The sequence below is a fragment of the Lentzea terrae genome (assembly GCF_003265345.1).
Lineage (GTDB): Bacteria > Actinomycetota > Actinomycetes > Mycobacteriales > Pseudonocardiaceae > Lentzea > Lentzea terrae.
In genome coordinates, this window is record NZ_QFWW01000026.1 from 350,710 (window position 1) to 368,952 (window position 18,243).

Consider the following 18,243-nt stretch of genomic DNA (forward strand, 5'->3'; position numbering starts at 1 on the left):
GTGATTCCCCAGCTTGCGCAGGACTTCGACCTCAGCAGCACGGTGGCCATCGTCGCCGTGCAGCCGTCGAACACGAACGAGAACGACAAGGGCGGCCAGGGCGAGGACTTCGGCAAGTCCTCCCCGGTCGGCCTCGTCCTGCTGATCGTCTTCTTCATCGCGGTGTTCTTCCTCGTCAAGTCGATGAACAAGCACCTCAAGCGCGTGCCCGCGTCGTTCGACGAGCAGGCCCCTGCCGCGGACGCCCCGGCCGAGAAGCCCGCGGAGCCGTCGGAGAAGAAGGACTAGCTCAGCCGCGTCTCGACCACGAACTCGTGCACCGCCTCGAATGCCGGCGGGTGCTCCGGCAGTTCGCTGCTCTCCCGCGCGATCTGCAGCTCTGCCTGCCAGTGCGCGAGGTCGGCCTCCAGCCGTTCGGGAGCTGGCCGCTCCGGCACGCCCGCCAGCGCCCGGTGCTCGCCGAGGATCTTGGCCTCGATCAGCGCGGGCAGGTAGTCCGGGCCGTCGAGCTTCTCCAGCAGCGTCGGCAGGTGCGCGATCACTTCGCCGGTGCGCAGCAGGTGCACGCCGGTCAGCAGCGCGCGGAACGTGTAGAGCAGCGGCTTGATCTCGCCGGTCCGCTCGAACAGGCGCCACTGCGTCACGGCGAACCCGCGGTAGTGGTGCCCGTGCCGCGAGGTCAGGCATCCCGCGGCGAGGTCGGTCAGCTTCCGGTGGCCAGGGCCGGAGTGCACGACGAGCGGCGAGAGCAGTTGCTCCAGCACGTAGCCGTTCGGGCGGGTGAGGAGTCGGCAGAACTTCTCCACGTCGTGCGTGACGAGGTCGATCTCGACGCCGTCCCGCACCCACATCCGCTCCTTGGTCTCCGGCCCGTGCTTCAAGCCGACGACCTCGTTCAGCGGCAGGACGTGCACGCCGCGCAGGTCCACGTCCGAGTCGCGGGACGGGAACCCGTACAGGTGCGCGCCGGACACGGTCGCGAAGAGCAGGTCGTGCGACTGCTCGGCGACGACCGCGGTCAGGTCGGGAACCTCGTAACTCACAACGACCTCCTGCGCACCGAAACCAGCCAGTCCTCGACGCGGGCCCGATCGGGATCCTCCGGCAGCGGTCCGTCGGCAGCAGCGAGCTCGTCACCGAGCCGGTGGGCCCACGCGACCGCGTCGTCCCAAGGCATCGAGCCGTCGCGGATCGCGAGCAGCGAACGGTCCGCGGTGATCTCGTACCGGCCGGTCCGCAGCAGGTTCAGGCCCACCTGCCGCAGCCGCACGACGTGCATGAGCTGCTTCGGCTTGAGGTTGCGGCCCGCGCGCGACAGCTGCATCTCCGTCGCGCGCGTGAACGCCCGCACCGCGTACCGGGAGAGGAACGCGGGCAGCAGCTCCCGCAGTTCCTCTCCCATCGGCGTGATGACCTCGACCAGCGGACTCACCAGCGTCTCGAGCACCGTCGGGTTCGACTTCAGCGCCAACCGGCAGAAGTGCTCGACCTCCCAGCTCAGCTGTTCCGGCGACGGGCCCTCGACCGAGGTCGGGGGCTTTTCGAACAGCCAGAACGCTTCCGTGGGCGCGACGAACACGCCGCGTCTGTCCACATCGGACGAGGCAGTCGCCAGCCCGTAGGCGTGCGAACCGATCACAGCTTCCAGGATCACAGTCGCGGGTCCACCGGTTCCGATTCCAAGGCGAGCACACCGAAAACGCATTCGTGCACGCGCCACAACGGCTCGCCGCGCGCGACGCGTTCGAGAGCCTCGATGCCCAGGGCGTACTCGCGCAGGGCAAGTCCGCGCTTGCGGCCAAGACCGCGCTTGCGCAGCCGCGTCAGGTTCTCCGGCGCCGTGTAGTCCGGGCCGTAGATGATCCGCAGGTACTCTCGCCCGCGCACCTTCACACCCGGCTGGACCCGGCCGGCCAGGTTCGCGAGCGGCTTCACGACCATGCCCTCGCCGCCGTCCGCGGTCAGCTCCTCCCACCACTTCACGCCGGCCGCGGGATCCGCGGTGTCGACCACGAGGTGCCGGGTCTGCTGGAACAACGGACCAGTCAACCGGCTCAGCGTCTCCAGGTGCCACAGGTGTGAACGGTCGTGGAACGTCTGCCCCTCGGCCGCCAGCAGCTGAAACGGCGCGATCCGCACACCCTCCAGCCCTTCGGTGGGCCAGCAGTAACGTTCGTAGGCCGCCCGGTAAGCCGTTGCGTTCGAAGCCCGCTGTGCTGTGCGCGCCAACAGTTCCGAGACGTCCACACCACGTGCGGCAGCCGTTTCCAGCGCCTCGACCGCCACCGGCAGCACGCCACCGGCCGCCGCCCCGACCGCCGCGTACTGCTCGCGGATCAGCCCGGAAGCCTTGGCGTTCCACGGCATCAGCTCGGCGTCGACCAGCAACCAGTCCGTCGAGAACTCGTCGAACAACGGCTTCGCGCTGTCCCGCACGCGGTCCAGCAGCTCGTCACCCAGCGCGCCGTCGAAGAACGCCCGGCCGGTGCGCGTGTAGATCGCGCCACCTTCCTTGCGCACCAACAACACCGCACGGGACCCCATGTGCTTCTCCTCGCAGATCACCTGCGAGACACCAGCTGCCGCGTACTCCGCGAACGCCTCCTCCGGGTGCTCCAAGACGTCGTCCCGCGCAGAAGTCGCACATGGCGCCATCGTCGGCGGCAGGTACAACAGGTCGTGCGGGTCGATCGCGAACCGGCTCATCACCTCCAACGCCGAAGCCGACTGCTCCGGACGGATCGTCACCGCACCGATCAGCGACGTCTCGATCCGGCGCAGGCCCGTGACATCGGTCAGCGCCAGCACGTCCGGCTCGCGTTCGGCGACCGGCGCGACCAGCGGCCGCACCGGCTCGTACCAGACCTGGTGCGCCTTGACGGAAACGACTTCGCGCTCCGGGTAGCGCAGCGCGGTCAGCTTCCCGCCGAACACGACGCCCGTGTCGAGGCACATGGTGTTGTTGATCCACTCCGCCTCGGGGGTCGGAGTGTGGCCGTACAACACCATCGCGGTGCCGCGGTACTCGGTCGCCCACGGGTAGCGGACCGGCAGCCCGTACTCGTCGGTTTCGCCGGTCGTGTCTCCGTACAGCGCGAAGCTGCGCACCCGCGCGGAAGCCCGGCCGTGGTAGCGCTCCGGCAGACCGGCGTGCGCGACCACGAGGTTGCCGCCGTCCAGCACGTAGTGCGCCACCAGGCCGTCGCAGAACTTCTCGGCCTTGCGCCGGAAGTCCTGATCCTCCGCGGCGAGCTGGGCCAGCGACTCGGCGAGGCCGTGCTTCACCTGGACGTTGCGGCCGCGCAACGCCCGCACCAGCTTCTGCTCGTGGTTTCCGCAGACGCTGAACGCGTGCCCGGCGTCGATCATGCCCATCACCAGTCGCAGCACACCCGGCGTGTCCGGTCCGCGGTCCACCAGATCGCCGACGAACACAGCCTTGCGGCCGGCAGGCGGCCGAGCGTCAACTGCACGGCCTTCAGCATCACGAACCAGCGCGTACCCGAGCTCGACCAGCAGCTCCTCCAACTCGGCACGACAGCCGTGCACGTCACCGATCACGTCGAACGGGCCGGTCTCGTGCCGCAGGTCGTTGAGCAGCCTCTCGTAGACGATCGTGGCGTTGTCCACATCGGACTCGGAGCGCAGCACGTGGACGCGCTTGAACCCCTCCTTGCCGAGGAACTTCAACGACCGCTGCAACGCGGCCCGGTGCCGCTTCACGACGTGCGCGCCGAAGTCGCGGTCCGGGCGTGTTGCATTGCGCCGCAGGCACACGTCGGTCGGCGTGTCCAGCACGATCGCGACCGGCAGCACGTTCGCCTTCTTCGCGACCTCGATCAGCTTGGCGCGGTCGGGCGCCTGCACGTTGGTCGCGTCGATCACCGTGACACGACCGGCCTCCAGTCGCTTGGCCGCGACGTAGTGCAGCACGTCGAACGCGGCGCCGGACGCCGACTGGTCGTTCTCGTCGTCGGCCACGAGCCCGCGGAAGTAGTCGCTGGACAGCACCTGCGTGGGGAGGAAGTGCTTGCGCGCGAACGTGGACTTTCCGGAACCGGAGGCGCCGATCAGCACCACCAGACACAGGTCAGGGATCTTCAGTTCCATCAGTCGTCTTCCCCCAAGCTGAACACTGCCATCTGCGTCGGCGCACCGCGTTCGGGATCTTCCGGCCCGATTCCCACGTAGTGCACGCGGTAGCCACGTCGTGCCGCGACGCCGTCCGCCCACGCCGCGAACTCCGCGCGAGTCCATTCGAAACGGTGGTCGGAGTGGCGCATCTGCCCTTCCGGCAACGTCTCGAAGAGCGGGTTGTACTCGACGTTCGGCGTCGTGACCAGAACCGAAGCCGGTCGTGCCACCACGAACACCGAGTGCTCCAACGCGGGCAGGCGCGACGGGTCGACGTGTTCGACGACCTCCATCAGCACCGCCGCGTCGTAGCCGGCGAGCTCGGTGTCCGAGTACGTCAAAGCCGACTGCCGCAACGTGATCCGCTCGCGCACCCGGTCCGGCATGCGGTCGAGGCGCAGCTTGCGCGCGGCCTCCTGCAACGCCTTCGCGGACACGTCGACGCCGTGGAGCTCGGTGAACTCCGGCTCCTTGACGAGCTCGCGGAGCAACGCGCCACCGCCGCAGCCGAGGTCGAGCACGCGCTTGGCCCGCGCGCCCTTCAAGGCCTTGATCACGGCCTCCTTGCGCTGTGCGGCAAGGGAGATCTTCGGTTCGACCAGCGCGTTGTCCAGCTCCTCCGGCTCGACCTCGTCGACCTCGGCGAGGCGTTCCAGCGCGGACAGCACCAGCGGTCGCTTGCGGGCCAGGTACCTGGTGGTGATCAGCTCCTTGTCCGGGTGCGCGGCCAGCCAGCCGTCGCCGGCCTTGAGCAGCTTGTCGACCTCGTCGGCGGCGACCCAGTAGTGCTTGCCGCCGTCGAGCACGGGCAGCAGCACGTAGAGGTGCTTCAACGCGTCGCTGAGCTTGACGGTGCCGGTGAGCGTGACGTCGCCGTAGCGGGAGTCGCCGTGTTCGGTGATCTCCACGGTCCAGCCGAGCGGCGTGAACAGCCGGTCCGCGAGTTTGTGCGGCAGCGCAGGAATGCGGATGACCAGCGGAATCGGCGTCCTGGCGAGCTCGGGGTAGCTCTCGCTGCGGCCGTTCATCGCGGTGCGGAACACGCTGCCGAGCGCGACCGTGAGCAACGACCCGGCCGCGTACGGACGGTCGTTGACGTATTGGGTGAGCGTGCTGCCGGGACCTCGCACCAGCGCGACGGGGTCGACCTCCAGCAGGAGGGCGACCGTGCACTCCTCGTTCGTCGCCTTCGGGTAGAAGACGTGCGCGGTGCCCGAGCTCGTCGAGAAGGACTGGGCCCGGTCCGGGTGTTTGTGCAGCAGGTGACCGAGGTCGGTCGCCGGCTGGTGGGTGGTGGTCAAGGTGAGCAGCACGAGGTCGAGTCTGATCGAGAGTCGGCCGCTGCGCTGCTGATTTAGTGTGGATTCCATGACGAACCGGCTCGCTGACGCGACCAGCCCGTACCTGCTGCAGCACGCTCAGAACCCGGTCGACTGGTGGCCGTGGTGCGAGGAGGCGTTCGAGGAGGCGCGCCGGCGGAACGTCCCGGTGCTGCTGTCCGTCGGCTACGCGGCCTGCCACTGGTGCCACGTGATGGCGCACGAGTCGTTCGAGGACGAAACGGTTGCGGCTTACCTGAACGAGCACTTCGTGTCGGTGAAGGTGGATCGCGAGGAACGTCCGGACGTCGACGCCGTGTACATGGAGGTCACGCAGGCCATGACCGGCCAAGGCGGGTGGCCGATGACGGTGTTCCTCACGCCGGACGCGCGGCCGTTCCACGCCGGCACCTACTACCCGCCGTCACCGCGGCCTGGCATGCCGTCCTTCACGCAACTCATCGAGGCTGTCTCCGCGACGTGGAAGGCCCGGCCCGGCGAGATCCTGGAGTCGGCTTCCGCTGTGGTGGAAGAGATTTCCCGGCACACCGCGCCGTTGCCTCCGTCCGCTGTGGACGCGGACGCGCTGGCGGGCGCGGTCGTGTCGCTGCTCGGCGAGTTCGACCGGCGCAACGGCGGATTCGGTGGCGCACCGAAGTTCCCGCCGTCGATGGTGGTCGAGTTCCTGCTGCGCCACTACGAACGCACCGGCTCGGTCGAGGCCATCTCGATGGCGACCTCGACGGCCGACGCGATGGCCAACGGCGGCATGTACGACCAGCTCGGCGGCGGGTTCGCGCGCTACAGCGTCGACGCGTCGTGGACCGTGCCGCACTTCGAGAAGATGTTGTACGACAACGCTTTGCTGCTTCGCTTCTACACGCACCTGGCGCGCGTGACCGAAACTGAGCGCTACACGCGGGTTGCGCGGGACACGGCTTCGTTCCTGCTGCGGGACCTGCGGACCGCCGAGGGTGGTTTCGCGGCTTCGCTGGACGCTGACACCGAGGGCGTCGAAGGCCTGACTTACGTGTGGTCGTTCGAGGAACTGGGTGCCGCGGCCGCGGCCTTCGGGGTGACTGAGGAGCCGAACTTCGAGGACGGCAAGTCGACCTTGCGGTTCGTGTCGGAGCCGGGGGAGGACGTGCGGGCTGCGCTGCTGGCTGTGCGTGCTGCTCGCAAGCAGCCCGGCCGGGACGACAAGGTGATCGCCGCGTGGAACGGCATGGCGATCGCGGCGCTGGCCGAGGCGGGCGCGTTCTTCGGCGAGCCGTCGTGGATCGTGGCGGCTTCGGAGGCGGCGTCGTTGCTGGCCTCGGTGCACCTGGTCGAGGGGCGGCTGCTGCGGACCTCGCGTGATGGCGTTGCGGGGCCGTCGTTCGGTGTGCTGGAGGACTACGGCTGCTTCGCCGACGGGCTGCTGGCGTTGCACCAGGTCACGGGCTCGATCCGGTGGCTTGACCTCGCGTGCGGCCTGTTGGACACCGCCCTCTCTCGTTTCGCTGTGCCTTCGTCGCCTGGCGCCTACTACGACACCGCCGACGACGCGGAGTCCTTGGTTCGCCGCCCTGCCGACTCGACCGACAACGCGTCGCCTTCGGGTGCGTCTTCGCTGGCCTCGGCACTGCTGACGGCGTCGCTGCTGGCCGGTGTCGACCGGTCGTCGCGCTATGCGACCGCTGCTGCGGAGGCTGTGACGCGCGCTGGGCTGCTGGCTGCGCGTGCCCCGCGGTTCGCCGGCCACTGGCTGACCGTGGCCGAGGCGTTGGTGGCTGGTCCGGTGCAGGTGGCCATCGTCGGCGTCGACGACCCGCGTCGTGCGTCGTTGTGGGCGGCGGCGGTCGCGCACGTGCCCGGCGGTGGCGTCGTGCTGGCCGGTGAACCGGGCGGGGCTCCGTTGCTGGAGGACCGCCCGTTGGTCGACGAGGCTCCGGCCGCCTACGTGTGCCGCGGTTACGTGTGCGACCGCCCCGTTGTTTCCGCAGATGCCCTGGTCACTTCGCTGACGGCGAACACTCGCTAGCTGATTGCAGGCGTAACGTCAGTAATGACGTAATCATGTAATCAGGGGTGTGGTTGAGATGGGACGTGGATGGCGAGGACGAGGCGGCTGGCAACAGGCTGACCTGCCGTCGGCCGACGACGCGGCGGCGTGGTTCGCGGGCCGGCTGCCCGACGGGTGGTTCGTCGGTGCACCCGAGGTGATCGTCGACCGCGAGGAGATCACCGTCATCGGCACGCTGCCGGACCTCGAAGGCGAGTTCGACGACGCGTCGCGCGCCGCGGCCGAGTCGGGCCGCATCTCCCGGTGGCGTGAGGACACGCGGTCCGAGCGCATCGAGATCGCGCGCCAGGCCGAGCACCGCTACGGCCGCAAGGTGGCCTGGGGCGCGGTGCAGGGCGGCACGCGCGAGCTCTTCACGCACCTGGCCGTGCCGGTGATGACGCGGCTGCGTCAGCCGGAACGCCAGGTGCTCGACACGCTGGTGGCCGCGGGTGTGGCTCGCTCTCGTGCGGACGCGCTGGCGTGGGCCGTGCGTCTCGTCGGTGAGCACGCGGACTCGTGGCTCGGTGAGCTGCGCGATGCGATGTCGAAGGTGGACGATCTTCGGTCGCAGGGGCCGGATCTCACGTAGCGACGGCAGTTTCCTGGAGCCGCGCGTCCGACGGGCTGTCGGCGTGCGGCTCTGGGCGTTTGCGGAGCCCGATGACGCACCCGAGTGCGACCGTGACTGCGCCGACGGCCGACACCAGCGTGAAGTGCTGAGCCCCCAACAACACGGACGTCACAAGCCCGGACACCGGCATCAGCCCGATGAGCACCCCAGCGCGGTCAGGGCCCAACCGGTTCACGGCGAAGTACCAGAGCCCGAACGCCAGCGCCGTCACCACCACCGCGAGCAGCACGAGCGCGAACGTCTGCCGGGTGTCCGGCACCTGCCAGCCGCCCACGAACGTGCCCACGACCGCCCCGATCGCCGCCGCGAGCAGGCACGTCCAGGTCGCTACGCCGAGTACGCCCAAGCGCTTGACGACCCCGACGGCGAACAGCGTGAAGCAGACCTCGCCGACCATCGTCAGCAACGCGAGCGCGAGACCAGGGCCGTGCCAAGTGCCGCCGCCGGACAACAGCACGATGCCCGCTGCCACCACCATCGCGCCGACAATGGCAGCGGTGGTTCGTTGGCGTGACAACAGGGCCAACGCGATCGGGGCGCCACCCATCACCGCGGCCACGAAGCCTGGTTCGGCGTACTGCTGGGCGGCGAGCAGGACGGCGTTGAAGCCGAGCATTCCCGAGGCGACCACGCCCAGCAGCGGCGGGATGTCGCGCCACGACGGCATGGGCAGGCGGCGCGCGACCAGCAGGAGCACTGCGGCGCCCAGCAGGTAGCGCATGGCCTGGCCGGTCAGGACCGGGTAGCCCTCGAGCATGCCGGTGATGGGTACGGACGCGCCGACGATCGTTGCCGCTGTCGCTCCCGCGGCCACCCCGAGTTTCATGGCTCAGAGCTTTGCGCTGAACTGGTCCAGGTTTAAGCTCCACTTTGATGACCACGAACTGGACCACTTTTCGCGAGCTGCTGTTGCCGGGGCACCAGCGGCGGCGTGGTGTGGAGGTGGAGCTGCGCCGGGCGATCCGGGACGGGCGGCTCACACCGGGAACGAGGTTGCCGTCGAGCCGCGACCTGGCGACGCAGCTCGGGGTGGCGCGCGGGACGGTCACGTCGGCGTACACGCAGCTCCTGGCGGAGGGGTATCTCACCTCGCGGCGCGGGTCGGGGACGACGGTGGCGAGCCTCGGTCCCGCCGGGGTGTGCGGTGTGCCGGAACCGCCCGCGCGGTGGCGGTTCAACCTGCGGCCGGGGTTGCCGGCGTTGGGCGCGTTTCCGCGCGCTGAATGGGTTGCAGCGCATCGGGCGGCGCTCGCGGAACTGCCCGACGATGATCTCGCGTACCCGGATCCGGCCGGATTTGTGGGGCTGCGCAAGGAGATCGTCGACTATCTGGCGCGGGTGCGGGCGGTGGTCGCGCGGGACGCGGTGATCACCAACGGCGCGGCGGACGGGTTGCAGCTCACCGCGCGGTTGCTGACCGGCAGCATCGCGATCGAGGAACCCAGTCACTTCGGCGGCGAGGACATGCTGCGGTCCCACGGGCTCAACACCGTGCCGATTCCGGTGGACGACAAGGGGATCCGGGTCGATCTTCTGTCCAAAACGGACTGTCAGGCGGTGCTGGTCACTGCGGCGCACCAGTTTCCGCTCGGTGTGGTGCTGCATCCGGAACGGCGACGGGCGCTCGTGGAGTGGGCGCGCGAGCGGGACGGGTTGATCATCGAGGACGACTACGACGCCGAGCACCGGTACGACCGGCCCGCGCTCGGGGCGTTGCAGGCGTTGGCGCCCGAGCACGTGGTGTACCAGGGGACGACCAGCAAGGTGCTCGCGCCGGCGTTGCGGCTCGGGTGGCTGGTGGTGCCGGAGCGGTTGCGCGAGGGCATCGTGAACCGCAAGAAGTACAACGACATGGGCACCGCGACGATCCCTCAGGCCGCGTTCGCGCACATGTTGCGGACGGGCGGCTATGACCGGCATCTGCGGCGTACGCGCACGCTCTACCGGAAGCGGCGTGACGCGTTGTTGGAGGCCGTGGCGGAGCACCTGCCTGCGTGGCAGCCCATTGGCGTGGCGGCCGGGTTGCACGTCGTGTTGCGCATGCCGGACGGCACGGACGACCTCGCGCTGAAGAGCAGGCTCGAGGAGCGGGGGGTGCACGTGTGGGCGTTGGCGCAGTACACGCGCACGCCGACGTGGCCGGGGTTGGTGCTGGGGTACGCGGCTTTGACGCCTGACCGCCTGCGGGAGGCGGTCAGGGAGATCGCGGCGGTCGCCTAGAGGATGTGCTCGCGCATGGTCTCGACGTCGGCGCTCAGGACGTGTTCGCGCTGGGTCTCGGCGCCCAGGATGTGCTCGCGGTCGGCGCTGATGCCGGGGGCGAGCGCGGCGGCGACGAACAGGGCGGCAACGGCGATCTTGAAAGCACGCATGGTGCGGTAAACCCCCAGGTAGAACGGTTGACGATGTCAGCCTAGTCCGCGACTCCAGAAATTGTCAGTGCTCGGGTGCACCATGGATCCGTGCTCCTCTCCGAAGTAGTCGACACGTCTGCCGCCGTGGCGGCGACCCGGTCGCGCTTGGCCAAGGTCAAGGCGCTGTCGGCGTTGCTGCGCGCGGCGTCTGCGGACGTCGTGGTCGCGGTGGTGTCGTTCCTCATAGGCACGCCGCGGCAGGGTCGCATCGGGGCCGGCTGGCGGACGGTCATCGACCTGTCCGTGCCTGCTGCCGCTCAGGCCGAGCTCACGGTTTCTGAGGTCGACGCTGTGCTGGGCGAGGTGGCCGCGACGTCCGGCAAGGGCTCCGCGCAGCGCCGGGTCGACCTGCTGACGGCGCTGTTCGGCCGTGCCACCGCCGCCGAGCAGGACTTCCTGCGCCGCCTGCTCACCGGCGAACTGCGGCAGGGCGCGCTGGAAGGCGTGATGCTCGACGCGATCGCCTCGGCGGCGGACGTGCCGGGCGAGACGGTGCGCCGCGCGTTCATGCTGTCCGGCCGATTACCGGAGACGGCGGTGGCCGCGCTGGCTGGCGGCGCGGCGGCGCTGGAGGCGTTCCGGCTCGAGGTCGGCCGCCCGCTGCGACCCATGCTGGCATCCCCGGCGGAGTCGCTCGACGAGGCGCTGTCCGAGCTCGGCAGCTGCGTGGTGGAGCACAAGCTCGACGGCGCGCGCATCCAGGTGCACCGCTCCGGCGACGAGGTCCACGTCTACACCCGCACGTTGCGCGAGATCACCAAGACCGTGCCCGAGCTGGTCGAGCTCGTGCGCGGCCTGCCGTGCACGTCGGTGGTGCTCGACGGCGAGACGCTGGCGTTGACCGACGAGGGGAGACCCCGCCCGTTCCAGGAGACGATGAGCCGGTTCGGCGCGCAGGACGAGCGCGAGCTGCTCCTGCACCCGTACTTCTTCGACTGCCTGCACCTCGACGGCAAGGACCTGCTCGACGAACCGTTGCGCGACCGCCTGGCGGCCCTGCGTCAGGCGGCGGGCGAGCACGTCATCCCAGGCGTGCTGGACCCGTCGCCGGACGAGGCGGCCGCAGTGATCACGGCCGCGCTGTCAGCGGGCCACGAAGGCGTCATGGCGAAGTCCCTGGCCTCGCCCTACGCGGCGGGCAGGCGAGGCCGTGCCTGGCAGAAGGTGAAGCCCGTCCACACGCTCGACCTGGTGGTGCTCGGCGTCGAATGGGGCAGCGGCCGCCGCCGCGGCTGGCTGTCGAACCTGCACCTGGGCGCCCGCGACCCGGACGGTGGCCCGCCGGTGATGGTCGGCAAGACCTTCAAGGGCCTCACCGACGAGCTGCTCACCTGGCAGACCAAGGCCCTGCAGGAGATCGCGACCGAGCAGAACGACTGGGTGGTCATGGTCCGCCCCGAGCTGGTGATCGAGATCGAGCTGGACGGCGTGCAGGTCTCGCCGCGCTACCCCGGCGGCGTCGCACTGCGGTTCGCCCGCGTCGTGCGCTACCGCCCGGACAAGGACCCGTCAGAAGCCACGACGATCGAGGAGGTGAGGGCGCTTCTGCCCGCCGCACAACCGAATCCCGAGCCCTGACACCGTTGGCGTGGTGGCATGGGGGACAACGAGAATCTCAGTCGGGTCTATCCCCAAGCGGATGACTTCACCCGCCTGCCGGACCACTACCCGACCAAGACCTGGCACGACGGACGGGTCATCGCGGGACAGGACTTCGGCGTCACGCTCCGGGTGATCCTGCCGATCGGTTTGGACACCGGCGACACGGTCCCGTTCGAGGTCTGGGTTGTCATCGACTCGGGCGACCTGAGCAAGGTCGCGTCGCAGCTGGACCCTGATGGCTGGACCGGGCAGACGTGCCGGGGCGTGCTGCTCAACGCGGTCGAGCCGTGGCCGGAGGTCTACGGCGCCGAGGTGACGTTCGCCGGGCAGCCGGGGCAGTTCCTGCCAACCATCACCGGCACCGAGCATCCCGTGCTGAAGCGCGTGCTGTCCGAGAAATGGCCGCGCCGGACTGTCGTGGCCACGCCGCTGTGACCGCCCCGCATCGCCGTGACCGCGCCAGGACTGAAATTCGCGTGCAGCGCACCGACCCGCGCCAATAACGTCACGTCAATGACAGATGCTGCCGCGCTCCTCCGCGCGTTCGACGAACAGGCCCGCACCGCTGAGTGGACGGTCCTCGACCCCGGCGCCACCGTCGACCGCGACGGCCCCGTGTTCCGAGTGAGCTGGCCCAGCCGGAGCGGGTTCGTCGGGGGACCGCCCGACCTGGGCATCACCGGCGCCGAACTGGACGAGCTCATCGCCCGGCAGCGCGACTTCTTCGCCGCGCGCGGCCAGTCCGTCGAGTGGAAGACCTGGGGCCACGACACACCCGCAGACCTGCCGGACCGGCTGCTCGCAGCCGGGTTCGAGTCGGACGGCAGGGAGACCGTGCTCATCGGGCTCGCCGAGGAGATGACGGCGCCGGTCGAGCTCGACGGGATAGTCCTGCGGGAGGTCACCGACGAGGCAGACGTGCATCGACTCGCCGCCACGGCGACCGAGGTGTTCGGCCGGGTGCACGACTGGCTGATCACGCGCCTGCTGGAGAAGAAGGACGACCCGAACGTCGTCGCGGTGATCGCGGAGGCGGACGGACAGGTCGTGTCGTCCTCGCGGATCGAGATCGTGCCGGGCACGGAGTTCGCCGGGCTCTGGGGTGGCGGCACGCTCGCCGAGTGGCGCGGCAAGGGCATCTACCGCGCACTCGTCGCGCACCGCGCCCGGCTCGCCGTCGCGCGCGGCGTGAAGTACCTCCAGGTCGACGCGACCAAACACAGCCGACCGATCCTGGAGCGGCTCGGGTTCGTGCCGGTCACCACGACCACCGGCTACGTGTGGAGTCCCGCGTGAGGCCGGACCGAGCGTGGTCGTCCGCGCACCCGGCGCACCGCTCGTGTGGTGAAACTCGCTGGTGAGCTGGCCCTTCCACACACTGCGGGTATCGTGGAAGCACGTGCGGTTCATCGAAGGGCATCGACCCTCTTACGACCTGACCTACGACGACGTTTTCCTCGTTCCCGGCCGCAGCGCCGTGGAGTCGCGATTCGGTGTTGATCTGTCCACCTCGGACGGCACCGGGGCCACCATCCCGATCGTCGTCGCGAACATGACGGCGGTCGCCGGGCGGCGCATGGCGGAGACCATCGCGCGGCGCGGCGGGCTCGTCGTCATCCCGCAGGACGTGCCCACCGAGGCCGTCGCGGAGATCATCGCGTGGGTCAAGGAGCGGCATCCGGTCTGGGACACCCCGTTGACGCTCACCACGGGCGACGCGGTGGCGGACGCGTGGAACCTGTTGCACAAGCGGGCGCACGGCGCGGTGATCGTCGTGGACGACGGCAACCGGCCCATCGGCGTTGTCGACGAGGCGGCGCTCACGGGCGTCGACCGGTTCACGCGCATCGGCGACGTGCTGAACACCGACATCCTGCAGCTGCCCATCGGCACCAAGCCGCAGGACGTGTTCGACCAGCTCCACCACAGCGCGCACAAGATCGCGCTCGGCATCGACGACGAGCAGCGGCTCAGCGGGGTGCTGACCGAGCTGACGGCGCTTCGGGCGGAGATCTACAAGCCGGCCACCGACGCCGACGGTCAGCTGCGGGTCGCCGCGGCGGTCGGGGTCAACGGTGACGTCAAGGCCAAGGCCGAAGCGCTCATCAAGGCCGGGGTGGACGTGCTGGTCGTCGACACGGCGCACGGTCACCAGGAAAAGATGATCACCGCGCTCAAGGCCGTGAAGGAGGCGAACCCGAACGTGCCGGTCGCGGCGGGCAACGTCGTCACGGCGGAGGGCGTGCGGGATCTCGTCGAGGCGGGCGCGGACATCATCAAGGTCGGCGTCGGACCGGGCGCGATGTGCACCACGCGCATGATGACCGGTGTCGGCCGGCCGCAGTTCAGCGCCGTCGCGGAGTGCGCGGCAGAGGCGCGCAGGCTCGGCAAGCACGTGTGGGCCGATGGCGGCGTGCGGCACCCGCGCGACGTGGCGTTGGCGCTTGCCGCGGGCGCGAGCAGCGTCATGGTCGGCAGCTGGTTCGCGGGCACCTACGAGTCGCCGGGTGACCTGCAGCGCGACGAACGCGGAAACCTCTACAAGGAATCCTTCGGAATGGCGTCGAAGCGGGCCGTGACCGCCCGGACGCGCAGCGACAACGCGTTCGACCGGGCCAAGAAGGGGCTGTTCGAAGAAGGCATCTCGACTTCGAAAATGCGGTTGGACCCGGTGCGTCCGAGCGTGGAGGATCTGCTGGACGCGATCACCTCCGGCGTCCGTTCGGCCTGCACGTACGCCGGTGCGAACTCGCTGGAGGAGTTCCACGACAGGGCTGTTCTCGGCATCCAGTCGGCGGCTGGGTTCGCGGAAGGGCGGCCGTTGCCAGGGGGATGGTGAGAAATGGACGAAGCGGTAGAGGTGAGAAATCTCCGCAAAGTCTACAAAACAGGACAAAAGCCCGCGGTGGACGGCCTGAGCTTCACCGTCCGCCGCGGTGAGGTGTTCGGACTGCTCGGCCCGAACGGCGCCGGCAAGACGACCACGGTCGGCGTCCTGACCACGCGCGTTCGCCCCACCTCGGGGCAGGCGCTCGTGGAGGGCGTCGACGTGGTCGCCGACTCGAAGCGCGCACGGCAGCTGCTGGCTGTCGTGCCGCAGCGCAACAACCTCGACCGCTCGCTCAACGCGAAGCAGAACCTGCTGTTCCACGCGGCCTACCACGGCATCGGTCCGGCGGAACGCAAGAAGCTCGCCGAGGACATCCTCGAGCGGATGGGCCTCAAGGACCACGAGAACGCGCTCGTCGACACGTTGTCCGGCGGGCAGGCGCAACGGCTGATGATCGCCCGCGCGCTGATGCACCGCCCGAAGGTGCTGTTCCTCGACGAACCGAGCACCGGACTCGACCCGCAGGCCAGGCTCTTCGTCCACGAACGCGTCGCCGCACTGCACGCGGAAGGCGTCACGGTCGTACTGACCACGCACGACATGGACGAGGCCACCAAGCTGTGCGACCGCGTCGGCATCGTCGACCACGGCAAGCTGCTCACCCTCGACACGCCGGAAGAGCTGACCAGGAGCCTGCCCGGCAGCAACACCGTCAGCGTCACGGTGAGCCCGAACGGCCACGAGCCGGCGAAGATCACCAAGGTGTTGTCCGAAGTGGACGGTGTGCAGCGGGTCGAGGAAGTCGGCCCGATGTTCCGCGTCTACACCGATCTCGACACCGCGGTCACGCTGCCCGCCGTGCTGAACGTGCTGCGAGACCTCGACGTCGTCGTCAGCGACGTCGCGATCGGCAAGCCCAGCCTGGAGGACGTCTTCATCCACCTGACCGGCAGGGAGCTGCGGTGAGCCAACTCAGGACGTTCCAGGCGATCCTGTGGCGCGACGTCTTCGTCACGGGCCGCGAGCTGCCGAGCTTCCTCGCGCAGGTGATCATCCAGCCGTTCTTCATCCTGTTCATCTTCGCGAAGGTGTTGGGCGACATCGGGTACGTGCAGGGCGACTTCGCCCAGGTGCTGTTGCCCGGCATCATCGCCATGAACGGTTTCCTGGGCGCGTTGCAGAACACGACGTTGCCACTGGTGCTGGACTTCTCCTGGACACGGGAGATCGAGGACCGGTTGCTGGCGCCCATCTCCATCCCGCTGGTCGCGGTGGAGAAGATCGTGTTCGGGGCGATCCGCGGGATCTTCGCGGCCGTGCTGATGGTGCCGGTCGGGTTCGTGATGCTCGACGTTTCCTGGGAGTGGTCGGGGATTCCCGGCGCGTTGCTGGTGATCGTCCTGGGCTGCCTGGCCGGCGGCGCGGTCGGCCTCGTCATCGGCACGTCGGTGCCCGCGCGCCGGGTCAACGTGATGTTCGCGGTGATCCTGACGCCGTTGCTGTTCACGGGTTCCGCGCAGTTCCCGTGGCGCTCGCTGAGCGACGATCTGCTGTGGTTCAAGGTGATCTGCGCGCTCAACCCGTTGACGTACGTGAGCGAGGGCATGCGCGCCGCGCTCGTGCCGAGCGTGCCGCACATCCCGTTGCCGATCGTGCTGCTGGTGCTCGTGGTCGCGATCGCGGGCTTCGGCGGACTCGGCCTGCGCGGCTTCATGAAACGCGCCTTGGACTGAGCGAAACGGCCCCGCGCAACGGATCGCGCGGGGCCGTTCGTCTGCTCAGGACTTACGAGGCGTAGTCCTCTTCCAGCATCTCCGTGACGAGAGCCGCGATCGGCGAACGCTCCGAGCGGGTCAGGGTGACGTGCGCGAAGAGCGGGTGGCCCTTCAGCTTCTCGATCACCGCTGCCACGCCGTCGTGCCGACCCACCCGCAGGTTGTCGCGCTGCGCCACGTCGTGCGTCAGCACCACCCGCGAGTTGCTGCCCAGCCTGGACAGCACGGTCAGCAAGACGTTGCGCTCCAACGACTGCGCCTCGTCCACGATCACGAAGGAGTCGTGCAGCGAGCGGCCGCGGATGTGGGTGAGTGGCAGGACCTCGAGCATGCCGCGGTCCAGCACCTCCTCCAGCACCGCCTGGCTCGCCAGCGCGCCGAGGGTGTCGAACACCGCCTGCGCCCACGGCCCCATCTTCTCGTTCTCGGTGCCCGGCAGGTACCCGAGATCCTGGCCACCGACCGCGTAGAGCGGCCGGAACACCACGACCTTGCGGTGCTGCCTGCGTTCCATCACCGCTTCGAGGCCGGCGCACAGCGCCAGCGCCGACTTGCCGGTGCCCGCACGTCCGCCCAGCGAGACGATGCCGACATCGGCGTCGAGCAGCAGGTCCAGCGCGATCCGCTGCTCAGCGGACCTTCCGTGCAGTCCGAACGCCTCCCGATCTCCGCGCACCAGCCTGATCTGCTTGTCCGCGGTCACCCGGCCCAGCGCACTCGACGTGCCCGCCAGCAACCGCAGTCCGGTGTGGCAGGGCAGTTCCGCGAGGTGCTCCAGGTCCTCGTACTGGGTGGGGTCGACGACGTTCTCCTTGAACAGGCTGTCCACCAGGGACTGTGGAACGTCCAGATCGGACATTCCCGTCCAGCCTGACAGGGTGACGTCGTGCGCCCGGTACTCCTCCGCCTTGAGTCCGACCGATCCGGCCTTGACCCGCAGCGGCATGTCTTTGGTCACCAGCGTGACATCGCGTCCCTCAGCAGCGAGGTTGAGCGAGCACGCGAGGATCCGGGCGTCGTTGGAGTCCGTTCGGAAACCTGATGGCAACACCTCCGGGTCGGAGTGGTTGAGCTCGACGTGCAAGGTGCCTCCCAGATCCCCGATGGGGATCGGCGAATCGAGGCGACCATGCCGCAAGCGCAGGTCGTCGAGCAGACGCAGTGCTTCCCTCGCGAACCAGCCCAGTTCGGGGTGGTGGCGCTTGCCCTCCAGCTCGCTGATCACCACGAGCGGCAGCACGACCTCGTGCTCCGCGAACCGGGTGGGGGCGAGAGGATCGGACAGCAGTACCGACGTGTCCAGCACATATGTGGTGATGGCTGGGGCGGCGGACTTGCGCCTGGGGGAGGAACTGCGCGATGAGCCTGAGGAACGGCTCGCGGGACGTCGTGCGTTCACGGCAACTCCCTCACGAACGCGGCACCCGCGTCCGCTCCTCGCTGGGCCAGGCACAACCCTGATTGATCGTCTTGCCTTCCGCCGGTACGGCG

Annotated in this window: 17 protein-coding genes; 10 read left to right on the top strand and 7 right to left on the bottom strand. The window is 69.3% G+C overall.

What is annotated here, in order from left to right; translation table 11 throughout:
- Complete coding sequence (locus DI276_RS33275) at positions 1 to 288, top strand: hypothetical protein (protein WP_408610600.1); 288 nt, start codon at positions 1 to 3, stop codon at positions 286 to 288.
- Here DI276_RS33275 and DI276_RS33280 read toward each other — a convergent pair.
- From DI276_RS33280 to DI276_RS33295, 4 genes are read right to left on the bottom strand one after another with little or no spacing between them, the layout of a single operon-like run.
- Positions 285 to 1,043, bottom strand: a complete 759-nt coding sequence (locus DI276_RS33280; protein ID WP_198681059.1) for a nucleotidyltransferase domain-containing protein — start codon at positions 1,041 to 1,043, stop codon at positions 285 to 287. The genes DI276_RS33275 and DI276_RS33280 overlap by 4 nt on opposite strands.
- The gene (locus DI276_RS33285) at positions 1,040 to 1,654 is read right to left on the bottom strand and encodes a nucleotidyltransferase domain-containing protein (RefSeq protein ID WP_198681060.1); all 615 of its coding nucleotides are present in this window, start codon (positions 1,652 to 1,654) and stop codon (positions 1,040 to 1,042) included. The genes DI276_RS33280 and DI276_RS33285 overlap by 4 nt, the downstream gene beginning before the upstream one ends.
- The gene (locus tag DI276_RS33290) at positions 1,651 to 4,110 is read right to left on the bottom strand and encodes a polynucleotide kinase-phosphatase (RefSeq protein WP_112270756.1); all 2,460 of its coding nucleotides are present in this window, start codon (positions 4,108 to 4,110) and stop codon (positions 1,651 to 1,653) included. The genes DI276_RS33285 and DI276_RS33290 overlap by 4 nt, the downstream gene beginning before the upstream one ends.
- Entirely contained in the window at positions 4,110 to 5,447 is a 1,338-nt protein-coding gene (locus DI276_RS33295; RefSeq protein ID WP_112270758.1) for a 3' terminal RNA ribose 2'-O-methyltransferase Hen1, read from the bottom strand. The genes DI276_RS33290 and DI276_RS33295 overlap by 1 nt, the downstream gene beginning before the upstream one ends.
- 55 nt (positions 5,448 to 5,502) lie before the next feature.
- Here DI276_RS33295 and DI276_RS33300 point away from each other — a divergent pair, with 55 nt between their 5' ends.
- Together DI276_RS33300 and DI276_RS33305 are read left to right on the top strand one after the other, a co-directional pair.
- Positions 5,503 to 7,476 (top strand): thioredoxin domain-containing protein, encoded by a 1,974-nt coding sequence (locus tag DI276_RS33300; protein WP_112270760.1) that lies wholly within the window; start codon positions 5,503 to 5,505, stop codon positions 7,474 to 7,476.
- A gap of 58 nt (positions 7,477 to 7,534) precedes the next feature.
- The gene (locus DI276_RS33305) at positions 7,535 to 8,089 is read left to right on the top strand and encodes a hypothetical protein (RefSeq protein WP_112270762.1); all 555 of its coding nucleotides are present in this window, start codon (positions 7,535 to 7,537) and stop codon (positions 8,087 to 8,089) included.
- Here the strand turns inward: DI276_RS33305 and DI276_RS33310 are convergent.
- Positions 8,082 to 8,957 carry a DMT family transporter gene (locus DI276_RS33310; protein ID WP_112270764.1) on the bottom strand — a complete coding sequence of 292 codons (876 nt, stop codon included), beginning with the start codon at positions 8,955 to 8,957 and terminating at the stop codon, positions 8,082 to 8,084. The genes DI276_RS33305 and DI276_RS33310 overlap by 8 nt on opposite strands.
- 47 nt (positions 8,958 to 9,004) lie before the next feature.
- On the opposite strand from DI276_RS33310, the gene pdxR reads away from it, so the two are divergent.
- Positions 9,005 to 10,351, top strand: a complete 1,347-nt coding sequence (pdxR, locus tag DI276_RS33315; protein ID WP_112270766.1) for a MocR-like pyridoxine biosynthesis transcription factor PdxR — start codon at positions 9,005 to 9,007, stop codon at positions 10,349 to 10,351.
- On the opposite strand, the gene DI276_RS50345 is transcribed toward pdxR, so the two are convergent.
- The gene (locus DI276_RS50345) at positions 10,348 to 10,503 is read right to left on the bottom strand and encodes a hypothetical protein (protein WP_157985091.1); all 156 of its coding nucleotides are present in this window, start codon (positions 10,501 to 10,503) and stop codon (positions 10,348 to 10,350) included. The two genes, pdxR and DI276_RS50345, sit on opposite strands and share 4 nt — an antisense overlap.
- A 90-nt stretch (positions 10,504 to 10,593) precedes the next feature.
- Here DI276_RS50345 and DI276_RS33320 point away from each other — a divergent pair, with 90 nt between their 5' ends.
- From DI276_RS33320 to DI276_RS33345, 6 genes are all read left to right on the top strand, one after another.
- Positions 10,594 to 12,123, top strand: coding sequence for an ATP-dependent DNA ligase (locus DI276_RS33320; protein ID WP_112270768.1), 1,530 nt, complete (start codon positions 10,594 to 10,596; stop codon positions 12,121 to 12,123).
- A gap of 18 nt (positions 12,124 to 12,141) precedes the next feature.
- Complete coding sequence (locus tag DI276_RS33325) at positions 12,142 to 12,582, top strand: hypothetical protein (RefSeq protein ID WP_112270770.1); 441 nt, start codon at positions 12,142 to 12,144, stop codon at positions 12,580 to 12,582.
- Between the two features lie 78 nt (positions 12,583 to 12,660).
- Entirely contained in the window at positions 12,661 to 13,443 is a 783-nt protein-coding gene (locus tag DI276_RS33330) for a GNAT family N-acetyltransferase (protein ID WP_112270772.1), read from the top strand.
- Between the two features lie 103 nt (positions 13,444 to 13,546).
- Positions 13,547 to 14,986 carry a GuaB1 family IMP dehydrogenase-related protein gene (locus DI276_RS33335; protein WP_112270773.1) on the top strand — a complete coding sequence of 480 codons (1,440 nt, stop codon included), beginning with the start codon at positions 13,547 to 13,549 and terminating at the stop codon, positions 14,984 to 14,986.
- 3 nt (positions 14,987 to 14,989) lie between these two features.
- The gene (locus DI276_RS33340) at positions 14,990 to 15,943 is read left to right on the top strand and encodes an ABC transporter ATP-binding protein (RefSeq protein WP_112270774.1); all 954 of its coding nucleotides are present in this window, start codon (positions 14,990 to 14,992) and stop codon (positions 15,941 to 15,943) included.
- Positions 15,940 to 16,710 carry an ABC transporter permease gene (locus DI276_RS33345; protein ID WP_112270775.1) on the top strand — a complete coding sequence of 257 codons (771 nt, stop codon included), beginning with the start codon at positions 15,940 to 15,942 and terminating at the stop codon, positions 16,708 to 16,710. The genes DI276_RS33340 and DI276_RS33345 overlap by 4 nt, the downstream gene beginning before the upstream one ends.
- 52 nt (positions 16,711 to 16,762) lie before the next feature.
- Here DI276_RS33345 and DI276_RS33350 read toward each other — a convergent pair whose 3' ends face one another.
- Positions 16,763 to 18,058, bottom strand: a complete 1,296-nt coding sequence (locus tag DI276_RS33350) for a PhoH family protein (RefSeq protein ID WP_408610606.1) — start codon at positions 18,056 to 18,058, stop codon at positions 16,763 to 16,765.
- Between the last annotated feature and the right edge of the window lie 185 nt (positions 18,059 to 18,243).

Bases quoted from the DNA above. Each gene is read 5' to 3' on its own strand.
- DI276_RS33290 (WP_112270756.1), bottom strand. From the start codon at position 4,110: ATGGAACTGAAGATCCCTGACCTGTGTCTGGTGGTGCTGATCGGCGCC.
- DI276_RS33300 (WP_112270760.1), top strand. From the start codon at position 5,503: ATGACGAACCGGCTCGCTGACGCGACCAGCCCGTACCTGCTGCAGCAC.
- DI276_RS33305 (WP_112270762.1), top strand. From the start codon at position 7,535: ATGGGACGTGGATGGCGAGGACGAGGCGGCTGGCAACAGGCTGACCTG.
- DI276_RS33310 (WP_112270764.1), bottom strand. From the start codon at position 8,957: ATGAAACTCGGGGTGGCCGCGGGAGCGACAGCGGCAACGATCGTCGGC.
- pdxR (WP_112270766.1), top strand. From the start codon at position 9,005: ATGACCACGAACTGGACCACTTTTCGCGAGCTGCTGTTGCCGGGGCAC.
- DI276_RS50345 (WP_157985091.1), bottom strand. From the start codon at position 10,503: ATGCGTGCTTTCAAGATCGCCGTTGCCGCCCTGTTCGTCGCCGCCGCG.
- DI276_RS33325 (WP_112270770.1), top strand. From the start codon at position 12,142: ATGGGGGACAACGAGAATCTCAGTCGGGTCTATCCCCAAGCGGATGAC.
- DI276_RS33330 (WP_112270772.1), top strand. From the start codon at position 12,661: ATGACAGATGCTGCCGCGCTCCTCCGCGCGTTCGACGAACAGGCCCGC.
- DI276_RS33340 (WP_112270774.1), top strand. From the start codon at position 14,990: ATGGACGAAGCGGTAGAGGTGAGAAATCTCCGCAAAGTCTACAAAACA.